Origin of the sequence: Pseudoroseomonas cervicalis (genome assembly GCF_030818485.1) — a bacterium.
Lineage (GTDB): Bacteria > Pseudomonadota > Alphaproteobacteria > Acetobacterales > Acetobacteraceae > Pseudoroseomonas > Pseudoroseomonas cervicalis_A.
The window spans coordinates 3,525,483-3,540,879 of record NZ_JAUTAJ010000004.1 but is presented as its reverse complement, the minus strand read 5'-3'; the positions used below and the strand labels follow the sequence as shown (position 1 = coordinate 3,540,879).

Annotated in this window: 16 protein-coding genes; 8 read left to right on the top strand and 8 right to left on the bottom strand. The window is 73.4% G+C overall.

Going from position 1 to position 15,397, the window contains the following annotated elements; translation table 11 throughout:
* The first annotated feature begins 70 nt into the window (after nucleotides 1-70).
* Nucleotides 71-853 carry an enoyl-CoA hydratase/isomerase family protein gene (locus QE401_RS20660; protein WP_307139983.1) on the top strand — a complete coding sequence of 261 codons (783 nt, stop codon included), beginning with the start codon at nucleotides 71-73 and terminating at the stop codon, nucleotides 851-853.
* Between the two features lie 224 nt (nucleotides 854-1,077).
* On the opposite strand, the gene QE401_RS20655 is transcribed toward QE401_RS20660, so the two are convergent.
* Entirely contained in the window at nucleotides 1,078-1,773 is a 696-nt protein-coding gene (locus tag QE401_RS20655) for a CBS domain-containing protein (protein WP_307139982.1), read from the bottom strand.
* A 161-nt stretch (nucleotides 1,774-1,934) separates the two neighbouring features.
* Here QE401_RS20655 and QE401_RS20650 point away from each other — a divergent pair, with 161 nt between their 5' ends.
* Genes QE401_RS20650 through QE401_RS20640 form a run of 3 tightly spaced genes read left to right on the top strand, consistent with a single transcriptional unit; the run spans nucleotide 1,935 to nucleotide 5,634 of the window.
* Nucleotides 1,935-2,909 (top strand): TAXI family TRAP transporter solute-binding subunit, encoded by a 975-nt coding sequence (locus tag QE401_RS20650; protein WP_307139981.1) that lies wholly within the window; start codon nucleotides 1,935-1,937, stop codon nucleotides 2,907-2,909.
* Nucleotides 2,906-4,972 (top strand): TRAP transporter permease, encoded by a 2,067-nt coding sequence (locus QE401_RS20645; protein ID WP_307139980.1) that lies wholly within the window; start codon nucleotides 2,906-2,908, stop codon nucleotides 4,970-4,972. The genes QE401_RS20650 and QE401_RS20645 overlap by 4 nt, the downstream gene beginning before the upstream one ends.
* A 35-nt stretch (nucleotides 4,973-5,007) precedes the next feature.
* Nucleotides 5,008-5,634 (top strand): YjbF family lipoprotein, encoded by a 627-nt coding sequence (locus QE401_RS20640; protein ID WP_307139979.1) that lies wholly within the window; start codon nucleotides 5,008-5,010, stop codon nucleotides 5,632-5,634.
* Here QE401_RS20640 and QE401_RS20635 read toward each other — a convergent pair.
* The 5 genes from QE401_RS20635 to QE401_RS20615 form a co-directional block, all read right to left on the bottom strand.
* The gene (locus QE401_RS20635; RefSeq protein ID WP_307139978.1) at nucleotides 5,615-6,673 is read right to left on the bottom strand and encodes a glycosyltransferase family 4 protein; all 1,059 of its coding nucleotides are present in this window, start codon (nucleotides 6,671-6,673) and stop codon (nucleotides 5,615-5,617) included. The two genes, QE401_RS20640 and QE401_RS20635, sit on opposite strands and share 20 nt — an antisense overlap.
* Before the next feature lie 88 nt (nucleotides 6,674-6,761).
* Nucleotides 6,762-7,535 (bottom strand): FkbM family methyltransferase, encoded by a 774-nt coding sequence (locus tag QE401_RS20630; protein WP_307139977.1) that lies wholly within the window; start codon nucleotides 7,533-7,535, stop codon nucleotides 6,762-6,764.
* The gene (locus QE401_RS20625) at nucleotides 7,532-8,380 is read right to left on the bottom strand and encodes a VOC family protein (protein WP_307139976.1); all 849 of its coding nucleotides are present in this window, start codon (nucleotides 8,378-8,380) and stop codon (nucleotides 7,532-7,534) included. Before QE401_RS20625 ends, QE401_RS20630 begins: the two co-directional genes overlap by 4 nt.
* Nucleotides 8,377-9,039, bottom strand: coding sequence for a glutathione S-transferase N-terminal domain-containing protein (locus QE401_RS20620; protein WP_307139975.1), 663 nt, complete (start codon nucleotides 9,037-9,039; stop codon nucleotides 8,377-8,379). The genes QE401_RS20625 and QE401_RS20620 overlap by 4 nt, the downstream gene beginning before the upstream one ends.
* Before the next feature lie 38 nt (nucleotides 9,040-9,077).
* Complete coding sequence (locus tag QE401_RS20615) at nucleotides 9,078-10,118, bottom strand: NAD(P)/FAD-dependent oxidoreductase (protein ID WP_307139973.1); 1,041 nt, start codon at nucleotides 10,116-10,118, stop codon at nucleotides 9,078-9,080.
* 153 nt (nucleotides 10,119-10,271) lie between these two features.
* Between QE401_RS20615 and tsaE the strand changes: the two genes are divergently transcribed.
* The 4 genes from tsaE (at nucleotide 10,272) to QE401_RS20595 (ending at nucleotide 13,976) form a co-directional block, all read left to right on the top strand.
* Nucleotides 10,272-10,733, top strand: coding sequence for a tRNA (adenosine(37)-N6)-threonylcarbamoyltransferase complex ATPase subunit type 1 TsaE (gene tsaE, locus QE401_RS20610; RefSeq protein ID WP_307139972.1), 462 nt, complete (start codon nucleotides 10,272-10,274; stop codon nucleotides 10,731-10,733).
* A gap of 99 nt (nucleotides 10,734-10,832) precedes the next feature.
* Nucleotides 10,833-11,876: an aminoglycoside phosphotransferase family protein gene (locus QE401_RS20605; protein ID WP_307139971.1), complete on the top strand. Its 1,044-nt coding sequence runs from the start codon at nucleotides 10,833-10,835 to the stop codon at nucleotides 11,874-11,876.
* 14 nt (nucleotides 11,877-11,890) lie between these two features.
* Nucleotides 11,891-12,616 (top strand): nucleotidyltransferase family protein, encoded by a 726-nt coding sequence (locus tag QE401_RS20600; protein ID WP_307139970.1) that lies wholly within the window; start codon nucleotides 11,891-11,893, stop codon nucleotides 12,614-12,616.
* Between the two features lie 301 nt (nucleotides 12,617-12,917).
* Nucleotides 12,918-13,976 carry an acyltransferase family protein gene (locus QE401_RS20595; RefSeq protein ID WP_307139969.1) on the top strand — a complete coding sequence of 353 codons (1,059 nt, stop codon included), beginning with the start codon at nucleotides 12,918-12,920 and terminating at the stop codon, nucleotides 13,974-13,976.
* 1 nt (nucleotide 13,977) lies between these two features.
* On the opposite strand, the gene mtgA is transcribed toward QE401_RS20595, so the two are convergent.
* Nucleotides 13,978-14,673, bottom strand: a complete 696-nt coding sequence (gene mtgA, locus QE401_RS20590; protein ID WP_307139968.1) for a monofunctional biosynthetic peptidoglycan transglycosylase — start codon at nucleotides 14,671-14,673, stop codon at nucleotides 13,978-13,980.
* On the bottom strand, nucleotides 14,670-15,317 hold the full coding sequence (locus QE401_RS20585) for a thermonuclease family protein (RefSeq protein ID WP_307139967.1): 648 nt from the start codon (nucleotides 15,315-15,317) through the stop codon (nucleotides 14,670-14,672). Before QE401_RS20585 ends, mtgA begins: the two co-directional genes overlap by 4 nt.
* Between the last annotated feature and the right edge of the window lie 80 nt (nucleotides 15,318-15,397).

Below are 15,397 nucleotides of genomic sequence, written 5' to 3'. Positions count from 1 at the left end.
GCGGCCTCGCGGCCGGTTGCGCGGCGCGGCGATTGACAGGGCGGCGCCCCGCCCGCACCGTTCCGGGACCATGCCGAACCCCCATCTGCGCGTCAGCCGCACGGGTCCGGTCGCCACGGTGGTGATCGACCGCATCGAGAAACGCAACTGCCTGGACCTGCCCATGTGGGAGGCGATGGCGGAGATCTTCACCGAGCTCTCGGCCGATGCCTCGCTGGGCTGCGTCATCCTGCGCGGCGCCGGCGAGGAGGCCTTCTGCGCCGGCGCCGATATCGGCCGCTTCGGCCAGGATCATGGCGGGCGGGAGAAGGATGCGCGCTATGCCGGGGGGCTGGGTGGCGCCATCGCCGCCATCCGCGACTGCACCCATCCGGTGGTCGCCGCCATCGCCGGCTGGTGCATGGGCGGCGGCGCGGCGCTGGCCACCGCCTGCGATTTCCGCGTGGGTGGAGAGGGCGCGCGGATCGGCATCCCGGCCCGCAAGCTCGGCATCTGGTACCCGCATGCGGCGCTGGATTTGCTGCTCGGCATCGTCGGCTATCCGGTGGCCTGCGAGCTGCTGATCGAGGGGCGGGTGCTGGAGGGAAAGGAGGCCAGGGCGCTCGGCCTGCTGAACCGCTGCGTGCCCGATGGGGCGGTGTTCGCCGAGGCCGAGGCGCTGGCGGCGCGGATCTGCGAGGGCGCGCCGCTGTCCAACCGCTTCCACAAGCAGGCGCTGCGCGCGCTGCGCGGGCCGCTGCCGATCCCGCCCGAGACGCTGGCCGAGGCCGGCCGCTACACCGAGACCGAGGATTTCCGGAACGCCGTGCAGGCCTTCCTGGAGAAGCGCCGCCCGGTCTTCGCCGGGCGCTGAGCGGGCCAGGGGCATGGAAAAAGGCGCCGGGGCCTCGCCGCCCCCGGCGCCGTGCTGTTCGCCCGCCGGGGAACCGCCCCGGCCCGGGCGCCATGGTCGCCCCATGGAAGGCCCCGTGACGGCCCGGCCTGCCGGGCGGGAATTCGGCAGGTCCGGGCCGTGGACGGGTTGGTGAGACCGGGAGGATGCCCCTTCCCCCCGGCCTCCCCGCTCTCGCCTTGGCCTCAGGCCGCGGCGAAGAGATGGGTCGGCAAGGGCTGGGTCTTGTCGACCACGCCCTTCACGCCGGGAATCTGTTCGGCCAGCACCTTCAGGCCGCGCTGCACGGCGGGGCTGCGGCTGAAGCCATGCAGCTCGACCACGCCGGCCTTGACGTCGACCAGGGTGAAGAAGGTCTCCGCCCAGGGCTCGCGTTTGATCGCGGCCAGCACGGCGCGGCGCAGCCGCTCATCGGAATAGTCGCCCGCCTCCACCGGCGGCGCGACCAGGGCGCGCAGCAGATCAGCCCGGCTGACCACGCCGCGCAGCCGGCCCTGCTCGACCACCAGCACACGCCGGATATGCTTCTGCTCCATCAGCTCGGCGATGGCGGAGACCGGGGTCGCGGGCCCGACCGAGATGGCGCCGAGGGTCATCACATCGGCGGCCGTCGCGCCATGGGTGCTGGCATAGCGCTCGGCCATGCGGTCGAGATCGGCGAAGAGCTGGCGCATCAGGCTCATCGGCTGGTCATGCCCGGCCAGGCGGCGGATCAGGTCGGCCTCGGTGACGATGCCGAGCACCGCGCCATCCGCCCCCAGCACCGGCACGGCGGAGATGCCGCGATCGGCCAGCAGCTGGGCGATGGCCAGGACCGGCGTCTCCGGCGGCACGGTGACGACATCGGGCGTCATCAGGTCCTTGGCGGTCAGCGGGCTCATGGTCGCCTCCTCTGCGGTGCGCCCACTCTGCCCCCGCCCGCGGGCGCCGACCTTGATCCGTATCAACTCCGCAAAAAAATCCGCGGCCCACGCCGCGCTTCCGCAGCAAGGCGGGCGCGGTCTAAGCTTCCGGTCCAAGAATGAAAAACCTGGGAGGTTCCATGTTCGGCCTGACGCGGCGCGGCCTGCTCGCCACGCTTTCCCTGCCCGCCCTGATCCCCGGCCGCGCCCGCGCCCAGGCGCGGCAGCTCTCCATCGCCACCGGCACCACGGGCGGCGTCTATTATCCGCTGGGCGGGGGGCTGGCGAACCTGCTCTCCCGCCAGGTCTCCGGCCTGTCGGCGACGGTGGAGGTGACCGGCGGGTCGGTCGCCAATCTGCAGCTGCTGGGCGCCGGGCGGGCGGATCTCGCCTTCTCCCAGGTGGATGCGGCGGTGGATGCGGTGCGCGGCAATGACCGCTTCCGCACCCGCCCCGTGCCGGCGCGCGCCATCGCCGTGCTCTACACCAACCGCATGCAGGCGGTGACCACCGCGGCGAGCGGCGTCACCACGATCGAGGGGCTGCGCGGCAAGCGCATCTCCACCGGCGCCCCGGGCAGCGCCACCGAGGTGATGGCCTTCCGCCTGATCGAGGCCGCCGGCCTCGACCGCGACAAGGATTTCCGCGCGCGCGAGCGGCTCTCGCCGGCCGAGAGCACCAATGCGGTGAAGGATGGCAAGCTCGACGCCTATTTCTTCGTCTCCGGCGTGCCGACCAGCGCCATCACCGATCTCGGCGCCTCGCCCGGCGTGCAGATCCAGATGATCGACCACGACCAGTTCATCCCGAAGATCGTCGAGAAATACGGCCCGGTCTATTTCCCCGAGGTGATCCCGGCCGGCACCTATCCGGGCCAGAAGACCGACAACAAACAGATGTCGGTGGCCAACATCCTGGCGGTGCGCGAGGACATGGCCGATTCCCAGGTGGAGGAGCTGCTGCGCACCGCCTGGGACGGCCGCGAGGAGCTGGCGCGGGTGCATGCGGAGGGGCGCAACTTCACCCTGGAGGCGCAGAAGAGCGCCGCCGCCGGCATCCCCTGGCACCGCGCGGCTGAGGCCTTCTGGAACGCCCGCGGCGCGAAGCTGGCATGACCCGCCCGACGCCGGAGCCGGAGGCCCGTCCGGCCCGGCCGCTGCACACCACCGGCCATATGCTGCCGCCCGAGATCCCCGAGGGCGCGCTGGACCAGGACACCGCCGCCCGCGTCGAGGCGCTGATCGAGGAGGAGGAGGGCGTCCAGAACCGCTTCATGGGCTGGGCGCGGCATGCCGTCACCCTCATCGCGGTGGCGATGAGCCTGTTCCATCTCTGGGCCGCCTGGGACATCGTGCCCACCACCACGCTGCGCTTCGTGCATGTGGGCTTCGCGCTCGCCCTGGCCTTTGTGCTGTTCCCCGCCGCGCGCCGCTTCCGCAACCGGCTGATGCCCTGGGATGTGGTGCTGCTGGCGGCCGGGCTGTACTGCACCTGGTACCTGATCGCCGGCGGCGACGACCTGCTGGACCGCTATGTCTTCCCCGAGCCGATGGATCTGGTGGTGGGCTGGCTGCTGGTGGCGCTGGTGCTGGAGGCGACGCGGCGCGCCACCGGCTGGATCATGCCGGCGGTGGCGCTGGCCTTCCTGCTCTACGCCTTCTACGGCAACCACCTGCCGGCGCCCTGGGCGCATCGCGGCTATGACGCGGCGCGGCTGATCCCGCATCTGACCATCACGCTGGACGGCATCTACGGCACGGCGGTGGATGTCTCGGCCACGCTGATCATCCTGTTCACCCTCTATGGCGCCATCCTGCAGGCCAGCGGCGCGGGCAAGTTCTTCGTCGATTTCAGCTTCGCGCTGACCGGCGGGCGGCCCTCCAGCGCCGGGCGCACCGTGGTGCTCTCCTCCTTCCTGCTGGGCGGCCCCTCGGGTTCCGGCGTCGCCACCACCGTGACACTCGGCACCGTCGCCTGGCCGATGATGAAGCGTGTCGGCTACCGCGCCGATGATGCCGGCGGGCTGCTGGCGGCGGGGGGCCTGGGCGCCATCATCTCGCCCCCGGTGCTGGGGGCGGCGGCCTTCCTGATCGCCGAGTATCTCAAGATCGGCTATCTCGACGTGCTGCGCATGGCGGTGATCCCGACCCTGCTCTACTACGCCTCGCTGCTCTTCATGGTGGAGCTGGACCAGCGCCGCCTCGGCCCCGCCGGCCCGGCCGAATCCATGGCGGTGACGCCGGCCGGCGCGCTGGTGCGGCGCTACGGCTTCCACTTCTCCTCCCTCATCGCGATCATCATCTTCATGGCGCTGGGCTACAGCGCGACGCTGGCCGTGCTCTACGCCATGGGCGTCGCCGTGGTGCTGTCCTGGCTGCGGCGGGAGACGGCGATGACGCCGTCGCGGCTGATCGACGCCCTGGCCTCGGGCGCCATCCAGGCGGTGGGCATCGCCGCCACCTGCGCCTCGGCCGGCATCATCGTGGGCTGCATCACGCTGACCGGGCTCGGGCTGAAATTCTCCGAGATCGCCATCCAGGCGGCGGGCGGGTCGCTGGTGGTGACCGCCCTCTACACCGCGCTGATCGTCTGGATCGTGGGCCTCGCCGTGCCGGTCACCGCCAGCTACATCATCTCGGCCGTCGTCGCGGCGCCGGCGCTGATGAAGCTCGGCGTGCCGGACTACGCCGCGCATATGTTTGTTTTCTATTACGCCGTGCTCTCCGAAGTGTCTCCGCCCACGGCGCTGTCGCCCTTCGCCGCGGCGGCGATCACCGGCGCGGGTCCCTACCGCACCACGCTGCAGGCCTGGAAATACACCCTGCCGGCCTTCGTGCTGCCCTTCGTCTTCGTCACCGATCCGGAAGGTGTCGGCCTGCTGCTGGCCTTCGCCCCCGGCATGGGCTGGGGCGATGTCGCCTGGCAGGTCTTCTTGGCCGCCGCCGGGCTGGCGGCGCTCGCCGCCGGCTGCCAGGGCGTGGCGCGCCGCGCGCTGCGGCCGGCGGAGCGGGCGGGCTTCCTGCTGGCCGGGCTGCTGATGGTCTTCCCCGCCTTGCTGCCGGAGGCGATCCCGGCGCCGCACTGGATCGGCATCGGCCTGGCCGTGCTGCTGCTGGTGCTGCAGGCGCCGGGCCGCGCCACAGCGGCGCCCGACCCCGAACGGGTCCGGCATGGCTGACAGGCGGGGGGCAGGAGGATTATAACGGTTCCGTGATGAGAACCATCCCGCCGCTTCCCCTTCTGCTGGCCCTGCCCCTGCTGCTGGGTGGCTGCGGCCTGGGCAGTCTCTGGCCGGACGGGCCGCCGCGCGAGGAGCGGCCCGACCCGCTGCCCGAGCTGGCCGCCAGCGAGGACGATACGCCGAGCCTGCGCCTGTCCTGGCAGGGGGGCCGGGCCATCGCGCTGCTGATCCAGCAGAGCGGCGAGACCCGGCTGTGGCGCAGCCAGGGCGGGCTGGTGGTGGCGACGGAGGGGGCGCGCATCACCGCCACCGCCGGGCTGAAGCAATGGATCGCCGCCAGCCGGCTGGACGGGCCGGACCCGCTGGAGGAGCCGCTCTCGCTGGCCGCCCGCCCGGCCACGCTGCGCCGGCAGCTCGACCTGACGGATAGCGGCCGGCGGCCGGAGGGCATGCGCTTCGGCGTCGCGCTGAACTGCCGCCTCAGCGCCGCGCCGCAGGGCCAAGCGCTGCTGGTCAGCGAGCGCTGCCACGGCGCCGGCGCCAGCTTCACCAACCGCTACTGGGCCGACCCGCTCTCGGGCGGCATCTGGCGCTCCGAGCAATGGGTGGGGGAGGCCGGCATGATGCAGATGGAGGTGGTCACCCCGCCTTCCAGCTGAGCCCGGCGCGGCGCGCCCGCGCCGCCACATAGGCCAGCCAGAGCAGCTGCAGCGCCAGCGGCGGCAGCACCACCAGCGGCTTCAGCGCCGGCGGCAGCCGCAGGAAGAGCAGCGCCAGCGCCACCTGGAAGGCGGCGAAGCCCCAATGGATGGCGGCGACCCGCCGGGCGGAGAGGCCGCTGCGCTGCGCCATCTGGTAGAGATGGGTGCGGTGCGGCGCGCTGATCCGCTCGCCCATCCAGGCGCGGCGCAGGATGGTGAAGCCGGTGTCGAAGAGCAGCGCGAAGAGCAGCAGCGGCACCAGCAGGAAGGAAAGCTGCGCGACATCCAGCCGCGCCGCGGCCACCCCCAGCACCGCCAGCATGAAGCCCAGGAACTGGCTGCCGACATCGCCCATGAAGATGCGCGCCGGGTTCAGGTTGAAGGGCAGGAAGCCCAATATGCCGGCGCCGAGGATCAGGCAGGCGGCGTAGATGAACCAGCCCCCCTCCTGCACCGCGATCAGCCCGAGCCCGGCGCAGGTGACCAGCAGCGTGCCGCCGACCAGCCCGTCCAGCCCGTCCATGAAGTTCACCGCATTGGTGCAGGCGACGATCCAGAACAGCGTCAGCAGGCTGCCGGCCAGGCCCAGCGGCACGATGCCGGCCCAGGGAATGGCCAGCCGGTCCACCACCAGCCCGCTGAAGATGGCGACCAGCGCCGCCAGCGCCTGCGCCGCCAGCTTCACCACGAAGCGGAAATCCCGCATGTCGTCGAGCAGCGCCACGATGCCGATGGCCACCGCCGCCAGGATCACGCCGACGAAGCGCTGATCCGCCATGCGGGCGAATTGCGCCACCTGGTAGAGCACCACCATGCCGAGGATGAAGGCGCAGACGATGCCGACCCCGCCCCCCTTCGGCGTCGGCCTGGTGTGCGCCTTGCGGTGGTCGGGGTGGTCGAGGATCGGGAAGGCGATCATCAGCCGCACCAGCGCGGCCGAGAACAGCGCCAGCAGCGCCGCGAAGCCCAGATGGTTGAGGAAGGCGGACAGCGTCATGCGGGACCGGGCCAGGAAGGGCCGGGGCAGCGCCTGCCCCGGCGGGAAGCGCCCGGCGCCGCGCAAGGCGGCCCCGGACGGCGGAACATCAGGCGGTGACGCGCTGCGGCTCGAGCGAGGCGTAGATGTCGCCGGAATTCACCGTATCCGGCAGCGCCTCCAGCCAGCGCGCCAGGGTGCCGGCATGCACCGGGCTCGGCAGCACGAAGCGGTGCTCCTCGCCGACGCAGGCGTTGAACTCGTAATCGCCGAGCCCCTCCAGCATGCGCAGCGAATCCAGCGCGACGCGCCGCTGCAGCGTGGTGAACTCGAAGGAGAGCGAGCGCACCGGCTCCGACAGCCCCGCCAGCACCGAGGCCTCATAGCCCTCGACATCCAGCTTGATGAAATGCGGCGTGCCATGCTCGTCGGCCAGCGCGTCCAGCGTGGTCACCGGCAGCGACACGGCGCCATCCCAGACCTGGTCGCGCCAGCCCTCGGCCTGGGCGGCGGCCTTGATGAAGGCCTCCGACGCCGTGGCGATGGTCGGGTTGGCGGAGTTCAGATGCAGCCGCCCGGTGCCCTTCTGGCTGCCGCAAAGCAGGTTCAGCACCGCGACCTCCGGGTCGCGGCGGAACAGCAGGCGCAGCAGCCGGGCGAGCTTCGGCTGCGGCTCCACCGCCACCGCCCGGGCGCCGAGGCGGCGGAAGCTCGCCGTGCGGTCGCCGACATGCGCGCCGATGTCGAAGCCGATCTCGCCGGGGCCGATGAAGCGGCCGAGGAAGGCGTCCAGCCGCGCCGCCCGCCCCTCGGCATAATAGGTGCGCAGCGAGCGGCCGATGGCCACCGCCTGCGGCGCCGCGCCCGCGCCGGATTCGCTCATGCGGCGAAGACCAGGGCTGCGCCGCCGGCCAAGGCGGGCGGCACCATCAGCCCGCCAGGCACCGGCTGCAGCGCCTCGCCGAGGCGCGCGCGGATGGCGGCATTGCCGTCATCGGTGCGGATGACATAGCCGGCCAGGAAGGGCAGCGTCGGCGCCTCCACCCCCGGCAGCACGGCCCCCAGCGCCTCGGGCGGCAGGATGCGCACGCCGCCCTGGGGCAGGCGCAGCGCATAGCCGCCGGCGGGGTCGGGCTCCAGCGCCGCGCCGGTCAGCCGCGACAGGGCGGCGGCGCTGGCGGCGGCGTCCGGGGCGACCAGGATCGCCCCCTCCAGCGCCACGGCGCGGTTCGGGTGCTCCAGCCAGCGCTCCTGCCACAGCAGCTCCGGCGTCAGGTGCTGGATCAGCTGCAGCCGCCCCTCCGGCGCATCCGGCAGCGGCAGGCGGGAGAAGCGGGCGCGCGGCCCCTCCGGATCGTCCACCGGGCGCTCCAGATGCGCGACGCCCGGCAGGTCGATGCCGGCCCGGCGCAGCCGCTCCAGCTCCAGCGCCGCATCCGCCATGCCGAAGGCCAGGATGTGCATGCCGACATAGCGGTCGAGGAACACGTCCAGCCGGTTGGCGAACAGGCCGGGGTCGAGGATCGCCAGCAGTTCGATATAGCCCTGGCGCAGCATGGCGCAGCGATTGCCGGTGGCGAAGGGCTCGACCGGCGCGTCGGGGCTGCGGCGGCCGGATTGCCGGGCGACCGGCGTCAGCGCGAAGCCCAGCCGCTCATAGGCCGCCCAGAGGGCCGGCCCGTCGCGCGTGCAGACCCCGACATGGTCCAGGCTTTCGGCGCCGCTCATGCCACGTCCCCCACCTGCTCATACTTCGGCAGTTTCCAGGCCTCGGGCTCGGCGGCGGCCTCGGCATACCAGCGGGCCATCAGCGGATGCGCCCGCAGCGCCGCCACATAGCCGCGGCTGAGCGGCGTGAGGTCCGGCTCCCAGGTCAGGAAGCGGCAGGCGACGGGGGCGAACATGATGTCGGCGCCGGTCAGCTCGGCGCCGAACAGGAAGGGGCCGCCCGAATCGCGCAGCGCCGCCTGCCAGATCGCCTCGATGCGGGCGATGTCGGCCAGCGCCTCCGGCGTGCGGCCCTGTCCGGGGAAGCGGTTCAGGATGGTCATCGGCATGGCCATGCGCAGGCCGCGGAAGCCGGCATGCATCTCGGAGGCGATGCTGCGCGCCGCCGCGCGCTGCGCCCTGTCGGCGGGCCACAGGCCAGGGGCGATCTCGGCGCAGTATTCCAGGATCGCCAGGCTTTCCCAGATGCGGGCGCCGCGATGCTCCAGATAGGGCACGGTGCCGGAGGGCGTCGCCTCCTTCACCGCCGCGGTGGCGCCGCCGGCCAGCGGGATCACCACCTCCTCCACCGCCAGCCCGGCCAGCTGCACGGCGAGCCAGCCGCGCAGCGACCAGGAGGAATACATCTTGGTGCCGATGAACAGCCGGCCCTCAGCCATGGCGGGTTTCCTTCCTGTGGTTGCGCGGCCTGCCGCTGTCAGCCCAGCGGCACGCCCTTCGAGGTGCTGTACTCGAAATGCAGCGCCTCGCCCGGGAAGACGCGCGGATGGATGGCATGCGCCGCCATCGCCGCCTCGGCGAAGCCCTGCAGGATCAGCTTCAGCTTGCCCGGATAGGTCGCGATGTCACCAATGGCGTGCACCCCGTCCAGGCTGGTCATGCAGGTGGAGGGCTCGACGGTGACATGGCTGCGCTCCAGCCCCAGCCCCCATTCGGCGATCGGGCCCAGCTCCATCGACAGGCCGAAAAAGGCCAGCAGATGGTCGGCCGGCACCGCGCGCTCCTCGCCCTTCAGCGTGGCCAGCACCACCTCGGACAGTTCGCCGCCCTCGCCGCGCAGGCTGTGCAGCTGGTAGGGGATGGCCAGGTCGATCTCGCCGCGCGCGGCGGCGGCCTCCATCTGCGCGACACTCTCGGGCGCGGCGCGGAATTTCGGGCGGCGATGCACCACCGTCACCTTGGCGGCGATGTCCTTCAGGCTCAGCGCCCAATCCACCGCCGAATCGCCGCCGCCGGCGATCACCACCCGCTTGTTGCGGAACTCCTCGCGCCGCGCCACCAGGTAGCGCACGGCGCCGCTGGCCTCATAGGCCGGCAAATCGTTCAGCGGCGGCCGGTTGGGGCCGAAGGCGCCGGCGCCGGCGGCCAGGATCACCGCCTTGGCGCGCACCACCTCGTCACGGCTGGTGCGCAGCTCGAAGCCGCCCTCCGGGCGCTGCGCCAGCGCATCGACCCGGCGGCCCAGCAGGTAGATCGGGGCGAAGGGCGCCGCCTGCTCCTCCAGCCGCGCGATCAGCTCCGCCCCGGCGATCGCCGGATGGGCGGGGATGTCGTAGATCGGCTTCTCCGGATAGAGCGCGGCGCATTGCCCGCCGATCGCCTCCAGCGTGTCGATCACCACGCATTTCATGCGCAGCATGCCGCATTCGAACACCGCGAACAGCCCGGTCGGGCCGGCGCCGATGATGGCGACATCGGCCTCCACCGCGACATGGGGGGCGGGCGAGTGGTCAGGCATGGGCAAGTGTCCCTTCGCGTCTGGAGCCGGTGCATAGAGGCTTTGCCGTCCCTGGGCAAAGCCCCCGGCGAAGCCGCCCGCAAAGCCCCGGCGAAGCCCGGCCCAGGCGGGCGCTTGTGGAGCCCCCCGCCGCGCGGGCAGATTGCGCCCGCGATGGCCGACACGCTGCACCTGACCCTCCCCGATCTCGCCGCCACCGAGGCGCTGGCGGCACGCGCCGCGGCGCTGGCCCGGCCCGGCGACGCGCTGCTGCTGGAGGGGCCGCTCGGCGCCGGCAAATCCGCCTTCTGCCGCGCCTTCCTGCGCGCCGCCGCCGGCGATCCGGGGCTGGAGGTGCCCTCCCCCAGCTTCACCCTGGTGCAGGGCTATGAGCTGCCGCAGGGCCCGGCCGCGCATTACGACCTCTACCGCCTCTCCGGCCCCGACGAGCTGGAGGAGCTGGGCTGGGAGGAGGCGCGCGAGGGCATCGTGCTGGTCGAATGGCCGGACCGGCTGGGCTGGCTGACGCCGGAGGACGCGCTGCGCATCACGCTCCGCCCCGATGCCGAGGGCGAGGCGCGACAGGCCAGCCTCTCCGGCTGGGAGGACCGGCTGCCCGCCCTGGCCGGGCTGTGACGCGGCCGGGGGCCGCCGGGCTGTGACGCCACCGGATCTCGCGCCTGCGCAATCGGTGCTTGGCAAGCGGCGCCGGCTGCGTCACCACCCCGCTTCAGCATGACCTCGTCGCCCGACCCCGCCAGCCCGAGCCCCCCTGCCAGCAAGGTGGACGCCTTCCTCGCCCGGCATGGCTACGCCGCGGCTTCGCGCCTGCCGCTGCCGCAGGATGCCGGCCATCGCCGCTACACCCGCCTGGCCGGCGGGCCGCGCCCGGCCCTGCTGATGGATTGCGCCGAGGCCGGCCGAGTCGGCCTGACGCCGGCGCAGGACATCCTGCCCTTCATCGGCCTGGCGCAGCACATCTCCGGCGCCGGCCTCTCCGCGCCGCTGATCCTGGCCGAGGAGGTGCCGGACGGGCTGCTGCTGGTCGAGGATTTCGGCGCCGACACCCACGCCACCCTGCTCGATGCCGGGGCCGATCCGCTGCCGCTCTATCTGGAGGCGGCGGAGACGCTCGCCGCCCTGCACCGCACCCCGCCGCCCCCTGGCCTGCCGCTCTGGGAGGCCGAGCGCATGGCGGCGACGGCGGCCGACACCTTTCTGGGCTGGTGGTGGCCGGCGGCCCTCGGCGCCGCGCCGCCGGAAGACGTCCGCGCCGAGTTCCAGGCGGCGATGCGGGCCATGCTGGCGCCCTTCGCCGGCGCGGGCGGCTTTGTCCATCGCGACTATTTCCCGGCCAACCTGATCCGCCTGCCCGGGCGCGCCGGGCCGCGCCGCACCGGCATCCTCGACTTCCAGGATGCCGGGCTGGGCCACCCCGCCTATGACCTGGTCAGCCTGCTGGAGGATGCGCGGCGCGACGTCGCCCCGGCGGTGCGGGAGGCCGCGCTGGCGCGCTACCTGGCGCTGCGGCCGGAACTGCGACCGGAAGACTTCCACGCCGCGCTCGCCGCCATGGCGGCGCAGCGGCATCTGCGCGTTGCCGCCCTCTGGGTGCGGCTGGCGCGGCGCGACGGCAAGCCGGCCTATCTGGCGCATGGCCCGCGCTGCTGGGCGCTGCTGGCGCGCGCCTTGCAACACCCGGCGACGGCGCCGCTCGCCGCCTTCCTCGACCGCCATGTGCCGGCCGCACAGCGGCGCAACCCCGACGGCCTCTCCTGAAGGACCCCCGCCGCGTGATCACCCTCTCCTCCGCCATGGTGCTGGCCGCCGGCCTCGGCACCCGCATGCGGCCGCTCACCGAGGCGACGCCGAAGCCGCTGCTGCCGCTGGCCGGCCGCACCCTGCTCGACCACGCGCTGGACCGGGTGGAGGCGGGCGGCATCGGCAACATCGTGGTCAACGCCCATTGGTTCCCCGAGCAGGTCGAGGCGGTCTGCGCCGCCCGCGCCAACCCGCCCCGCGTGCTGCGCGAGGAGGAGGTGCAGGAGACCGGCGGCGGCGTGCGCGACGCCCTGCCGCTGCTGGGCGAGGACCCCTTCCTGGTGGTCAATGGCGACGCCTTCTGGCTGGACGGCCCGCGGCCGACGCTGGAGCGCCTGGCCGAGCGCTTCGAATCCGACAAGATGGACGCGCTGCTGCTGCTGGTCCGCTCCGCCCTGGTGGAGAGCGAGGTCGGCCGCGGCGATTTCCTGCTCGACCCGCTCGGCCGCGCCCGCCGGCCGAAGGAGCGCGAGATCGCCCCCTACGTCTATGCCGGGGTGCAGATCGTCCATCCGCGCCTGTTCCAGGACGCGCCCGAGGGCCGCTTCGGCATGATGACGCTGTGGCAGCGCGCCATCGAGGCCGAGCGCCTCTACGGCCTGGTGCATGACGGCGCCTGGTTCCACCTCTCGACGCCGACCGACCTGCGCCGCGCCGAAGCCGCCCTCGCCACCGGCCTCGCCCGCCCGCATTTTTGATTTTTTTTCAGGCTGCCGCCGTCTGGTGGAAAGGCGGGACTCTTTTTCGGGCTGCCGCTGTCCGCTGGAAAGGCGGGCTCCTTCCCAGGCGGCCGCCCTCTGTTGGGGAAGCGGTCCTCCGGGGTGACCGCCATCCTGCTGGCTGAGGCGTGCGGGCATCGGGGCCGGCCACGCCTCGGCGCGCGGCCCGGCCGGACAGCGCCGCGCCGCCAGGGCGCCCGCCCCCGCCCGGGCCCGCAATTCGTTTCACAGCCGGCCGGAATCGCGGTAACGCTGCGGTGACCCCTGTGCCGAGCCGTCCATGCCGCCCCTGCTCCCCGCCCGACGACTGCCCGTGCTGGACGCCGGACGCGGCATCGCCGCCTTGCTGGTGATGCTGTTCCACATCAGCGACACCGCCTTCCAGAACATGTTCGGCCAGCGCCCGGTCGGCGCCGCCTTCGCCTTCGGCTATGCCGGGCTCGACTTCTTCTTCGTGCTCAGCGGCTTCATCATCATGCATGGGCATGCCGGCGATCTCGGCCGGCCCGGGCGGGTGCTGCCCTATCTGCGCAAGCGCATCAGCCGCGTCTATCCGGCCTATTGGGTCGTCACCCTGCTCTATGCCGGGCTGGCGGCGGCGGGGCCGGGGCTGCCGCCGGGGCAGTTCGCCGCCTCGCTGCTGCTGCTGCCGGGCCAGCCCCTGCTGCTCGGCGTGGCCTGGACGCTGGTGCATGAGATGCTGTTCTACCTGCTCTTCGCCCTGGCCATCCTGGCGCCGCGCGCCGGGCTGGCGCTGGGCCTGGCCTGGGTGGCGCTGTCGCTGCTGCTGCCCCGGGGCATCGGCGCCCTGGCCGATGTGCTGTTCGAGCTGCGCCATGTGGAATTCCTGATCGGCGTGCTGGCCGCCTGGGCGGTGCGCCACGCCCCGCCGCGCCGGCCGCTGGCCCTCGCCGCGGCGGGCGGCGGCCTCTTCGCCCTTACCGCCGGGCTGGACGTGCTGCAGGCGGCCACCGGCGGTTCGGCGCTGCCGCCGCAGGGCTTCATCCTGGCCTATGGCCTGGCCAGCGGCGCCCTCATCGCCGGGCTGGCGGCGCGGGAGGCAGCGGCGCCGCTGCGCCTGCCCCGCCCGCTGCTGATGCTGGGCGAGGCCTCCTACAGCCTCTATCTGACGCATCTCCTGGCCTACAGCCTGCTGGCGCGGCTGGCCCTGGCGCTGCACCTGCCCGCGCTGCTGCCCGGCTGGGCGCTGCTGGCGCTGCTGGCCGCCGGCATCACCGCCGCCGGCTTGCTCTTCCACCGGCTGGTGGAGCGGCCGCTGCTGCGCCTGGCGCGCGGCACCGGCCCGGTCATCGCCCCCCACCCGACGGCGACGGCCTGAGCTAGCCGGCGCAGTCCAGCGCGCCGCCCAGCTGCCCGACCCGGCGCTGGATCAGCGCCGCCCGTTCCCGCACATAGGGGCCCGGCGCGGCGGCCGACCATTCCAGCGGCAGCGGCAGCACCACCGCCAGCAGCGCCGCCTGCCCGGCCGAGAGATCCGCCGCGCTGCGCCCCCAGAAGGCGCGCGAGGCCGCCTCCGCGCCATAGAGGCCCGGGCCGAACTCGACGATGTTCAGATAGACCTCGAGGATCCGCCGCTTCGGCCAAAGCAGGGAAATCTGCGGCGTCAGCCAGGCCTCCAGCAGCTTGCGCAGCGGGTCGCGCCCCGGCCACAGGAACAGGTTCTTGGCCAGCTGCATGGTGATGGTGCTGGCCCCCCGCGGCCGGTCGCCCTCCAGCAGCGCCGCGATCTCGCCGCGCAGGGCCGGGAAGTCGAAGCCGAACCACTGGCCGCAGAAGCCATTATCCTCGGCCGCGATCACCGCGCGCGGCAGGGCGCGGTCGATCGCGTCATAGGCCACCCAGTGCTGCTCGATGCCATGCCCCTGGGCGGCGCGCAGCAGCATCAGCGGCGTCACCGGCACGGGGACGAAGCGGAAGAGCAGGATCAGCAGCGGCGGCCCCAGCAGCAGCCCGAGGCCGAGCCGCGCCCACCAGCGGCGCGGCCACAGCCGGGCCAGGGCGCGCCGCCCCCTCACCGCCCGCAGGCCCCCGAACGGTCGCGATGCGACCAGGGATAGGCGAAGCGCCCGCCCCAGGCGCCGGCGCCCTGTTCCTTGGCCTCCGCCTCCGCCTCCGCGTAGCGGCCGCGCGAATAGCGCGGGCAGTCGAAGGCGAGGCCGGAGCGCACCATGGCGGCGTTCAGGTCGATCTCCTGCCCGCCCTGCCGCACCGTGCAGACGGCGACCGAGCGGCCATGCGTCTGCGTGCCATCCGGGGTGCAGGTGATCTCGCGCCCGTCGATCAGCGCGGCCAGCCGGTCGCGTGCCTCGGCGCCGCAGGCGAAGCGGCCGCCGCCGCGGCGGCTGCATTGCTGGTCGCTCTCGAAGGCGTCGATGCCCTGCATGCGCACGCGGATGCCGGCGACATCCAGCGTGTCGCCATCGATCACCCGCGGCCGGCCGGAGAAGGGCTCGGCCGGCGGCGCGGCGCGGCGCGGCGCCTCGCGCGTCTCGGGGGCGGTGATGGCGCGCCACAGGCTGGTGCCGAGGCGCATCCAATCGGCCTCGGTGACCTGGCCGGCGCCGAGGAGGCCGGCCACCACGAGGGCGACGGCCGCCCAGGGGCCGGCACGGCGGCCGGCGCCGCGCGGCAGCCGGGGAGAGGAGGGGCGCCGCCTCATCGGCGCGGGGTCCGGGAATCGGGAAAAGCCATGCCCCTGCCCTATCGGCCCGGCCCCGGGATGGGAAGGGGCAAGAACCG

Coding starts and splice junctions, on each gene's coding strand:
- QE401_RS20595 (WP_307139969.1), top strand. CDS start 12,918: ATGCCGCCCCTGCTCCCCGCCCGACGACTGCCCGTGCTGGACGCCGGA.
- QE401_RS20625 (WP_307139976.1), bottom strand. CDS start 8,380: ATGAGCGGCGCCGAAAGCCTGGACCATGTCGGGGTCTGCACGCGCGAC.
- QE401_RS20655 (WP_307139982.1), bottom strand. CDS start 1,773: ATGAGCCCGCTGACCGCCAAGGACCTGATGACGCCCGATGTCGTCACC.
- QE401_RS20620 (WP_307139975.1), bottom strand. CDS start 9,039: ATGGCTGAGGGCCGGCTGTTCATCGGCACCAAGATGTATTCCTCCTGG.
- tsaE (WP_307139972.1), top strand. CDS start 10,272: ATGGCCGACACGCTGCACCTGACCCTCCCCGATCTCGCCGCCACCGAG.
- QE401_RS20640 (WP_307139979.1), top strand. CDS start 5,008: ATGAGAACCATCCCGCCGCTTCCCCTTCTGCTGGCCCTGCCCCTGCTG.
- QE401_RS20615 (WP_307139973.1), bottom strand. CDS start 10,118: ATGCCTGACCACTCGCCCGCCCCCCATGTCGCGGTGGAGGCCGATGTC.
- QE401_RS20635 (WP_307139978.1), bottom strand. CDS start 6,673: ATGACGCTGTCCGCCTTCCTCAACCATCTGGGCTTCGCGGCGCTGCTG.
- QE401_RS20630 (WP_307139977.1), bottom strand. CDS start 7,535: ATGAGCGAATCCGGCGCGGGCGCGGCGCCGCAGGCGGTGGCCATCGGC.
- QE401_RS20585 (WP_307139967.1), bottom strand. CDS start 15,317: ATGAGGCGGCGCCCCTCCTCTCCCCGGCTGCCGCGCGGCGCCGGCCGC.
- QE401_RS20660 (WP_307139983.1), top strand. CDS start 71: ATGCCGAACCCCCATCTGCGCGTCAGCCGCACGGGTCCGGTCGCCACG.
- QE401_RS20650 (WP_307139981.1), top strand. CDS start 1,935: ATGTTCGGCCTGACGCGGCGCGGCCTGCTCGCCACGCTTTCCCTGCCC.
- QE401_RS20605 (WP_307139971.1), top strand. CDS start 10,833: ATGACCTCGTCGCCCGACCCCGCCAGCCCGAGCCCCCCTGCCAGCAAG.
- QE401_RS20645 (WP_307139980.1), top strand. CDS start 2,906: ATGACCCGCCCGACGCCGGAGCCGGAGGCCCGTCCGGCCCGGCCGCTG.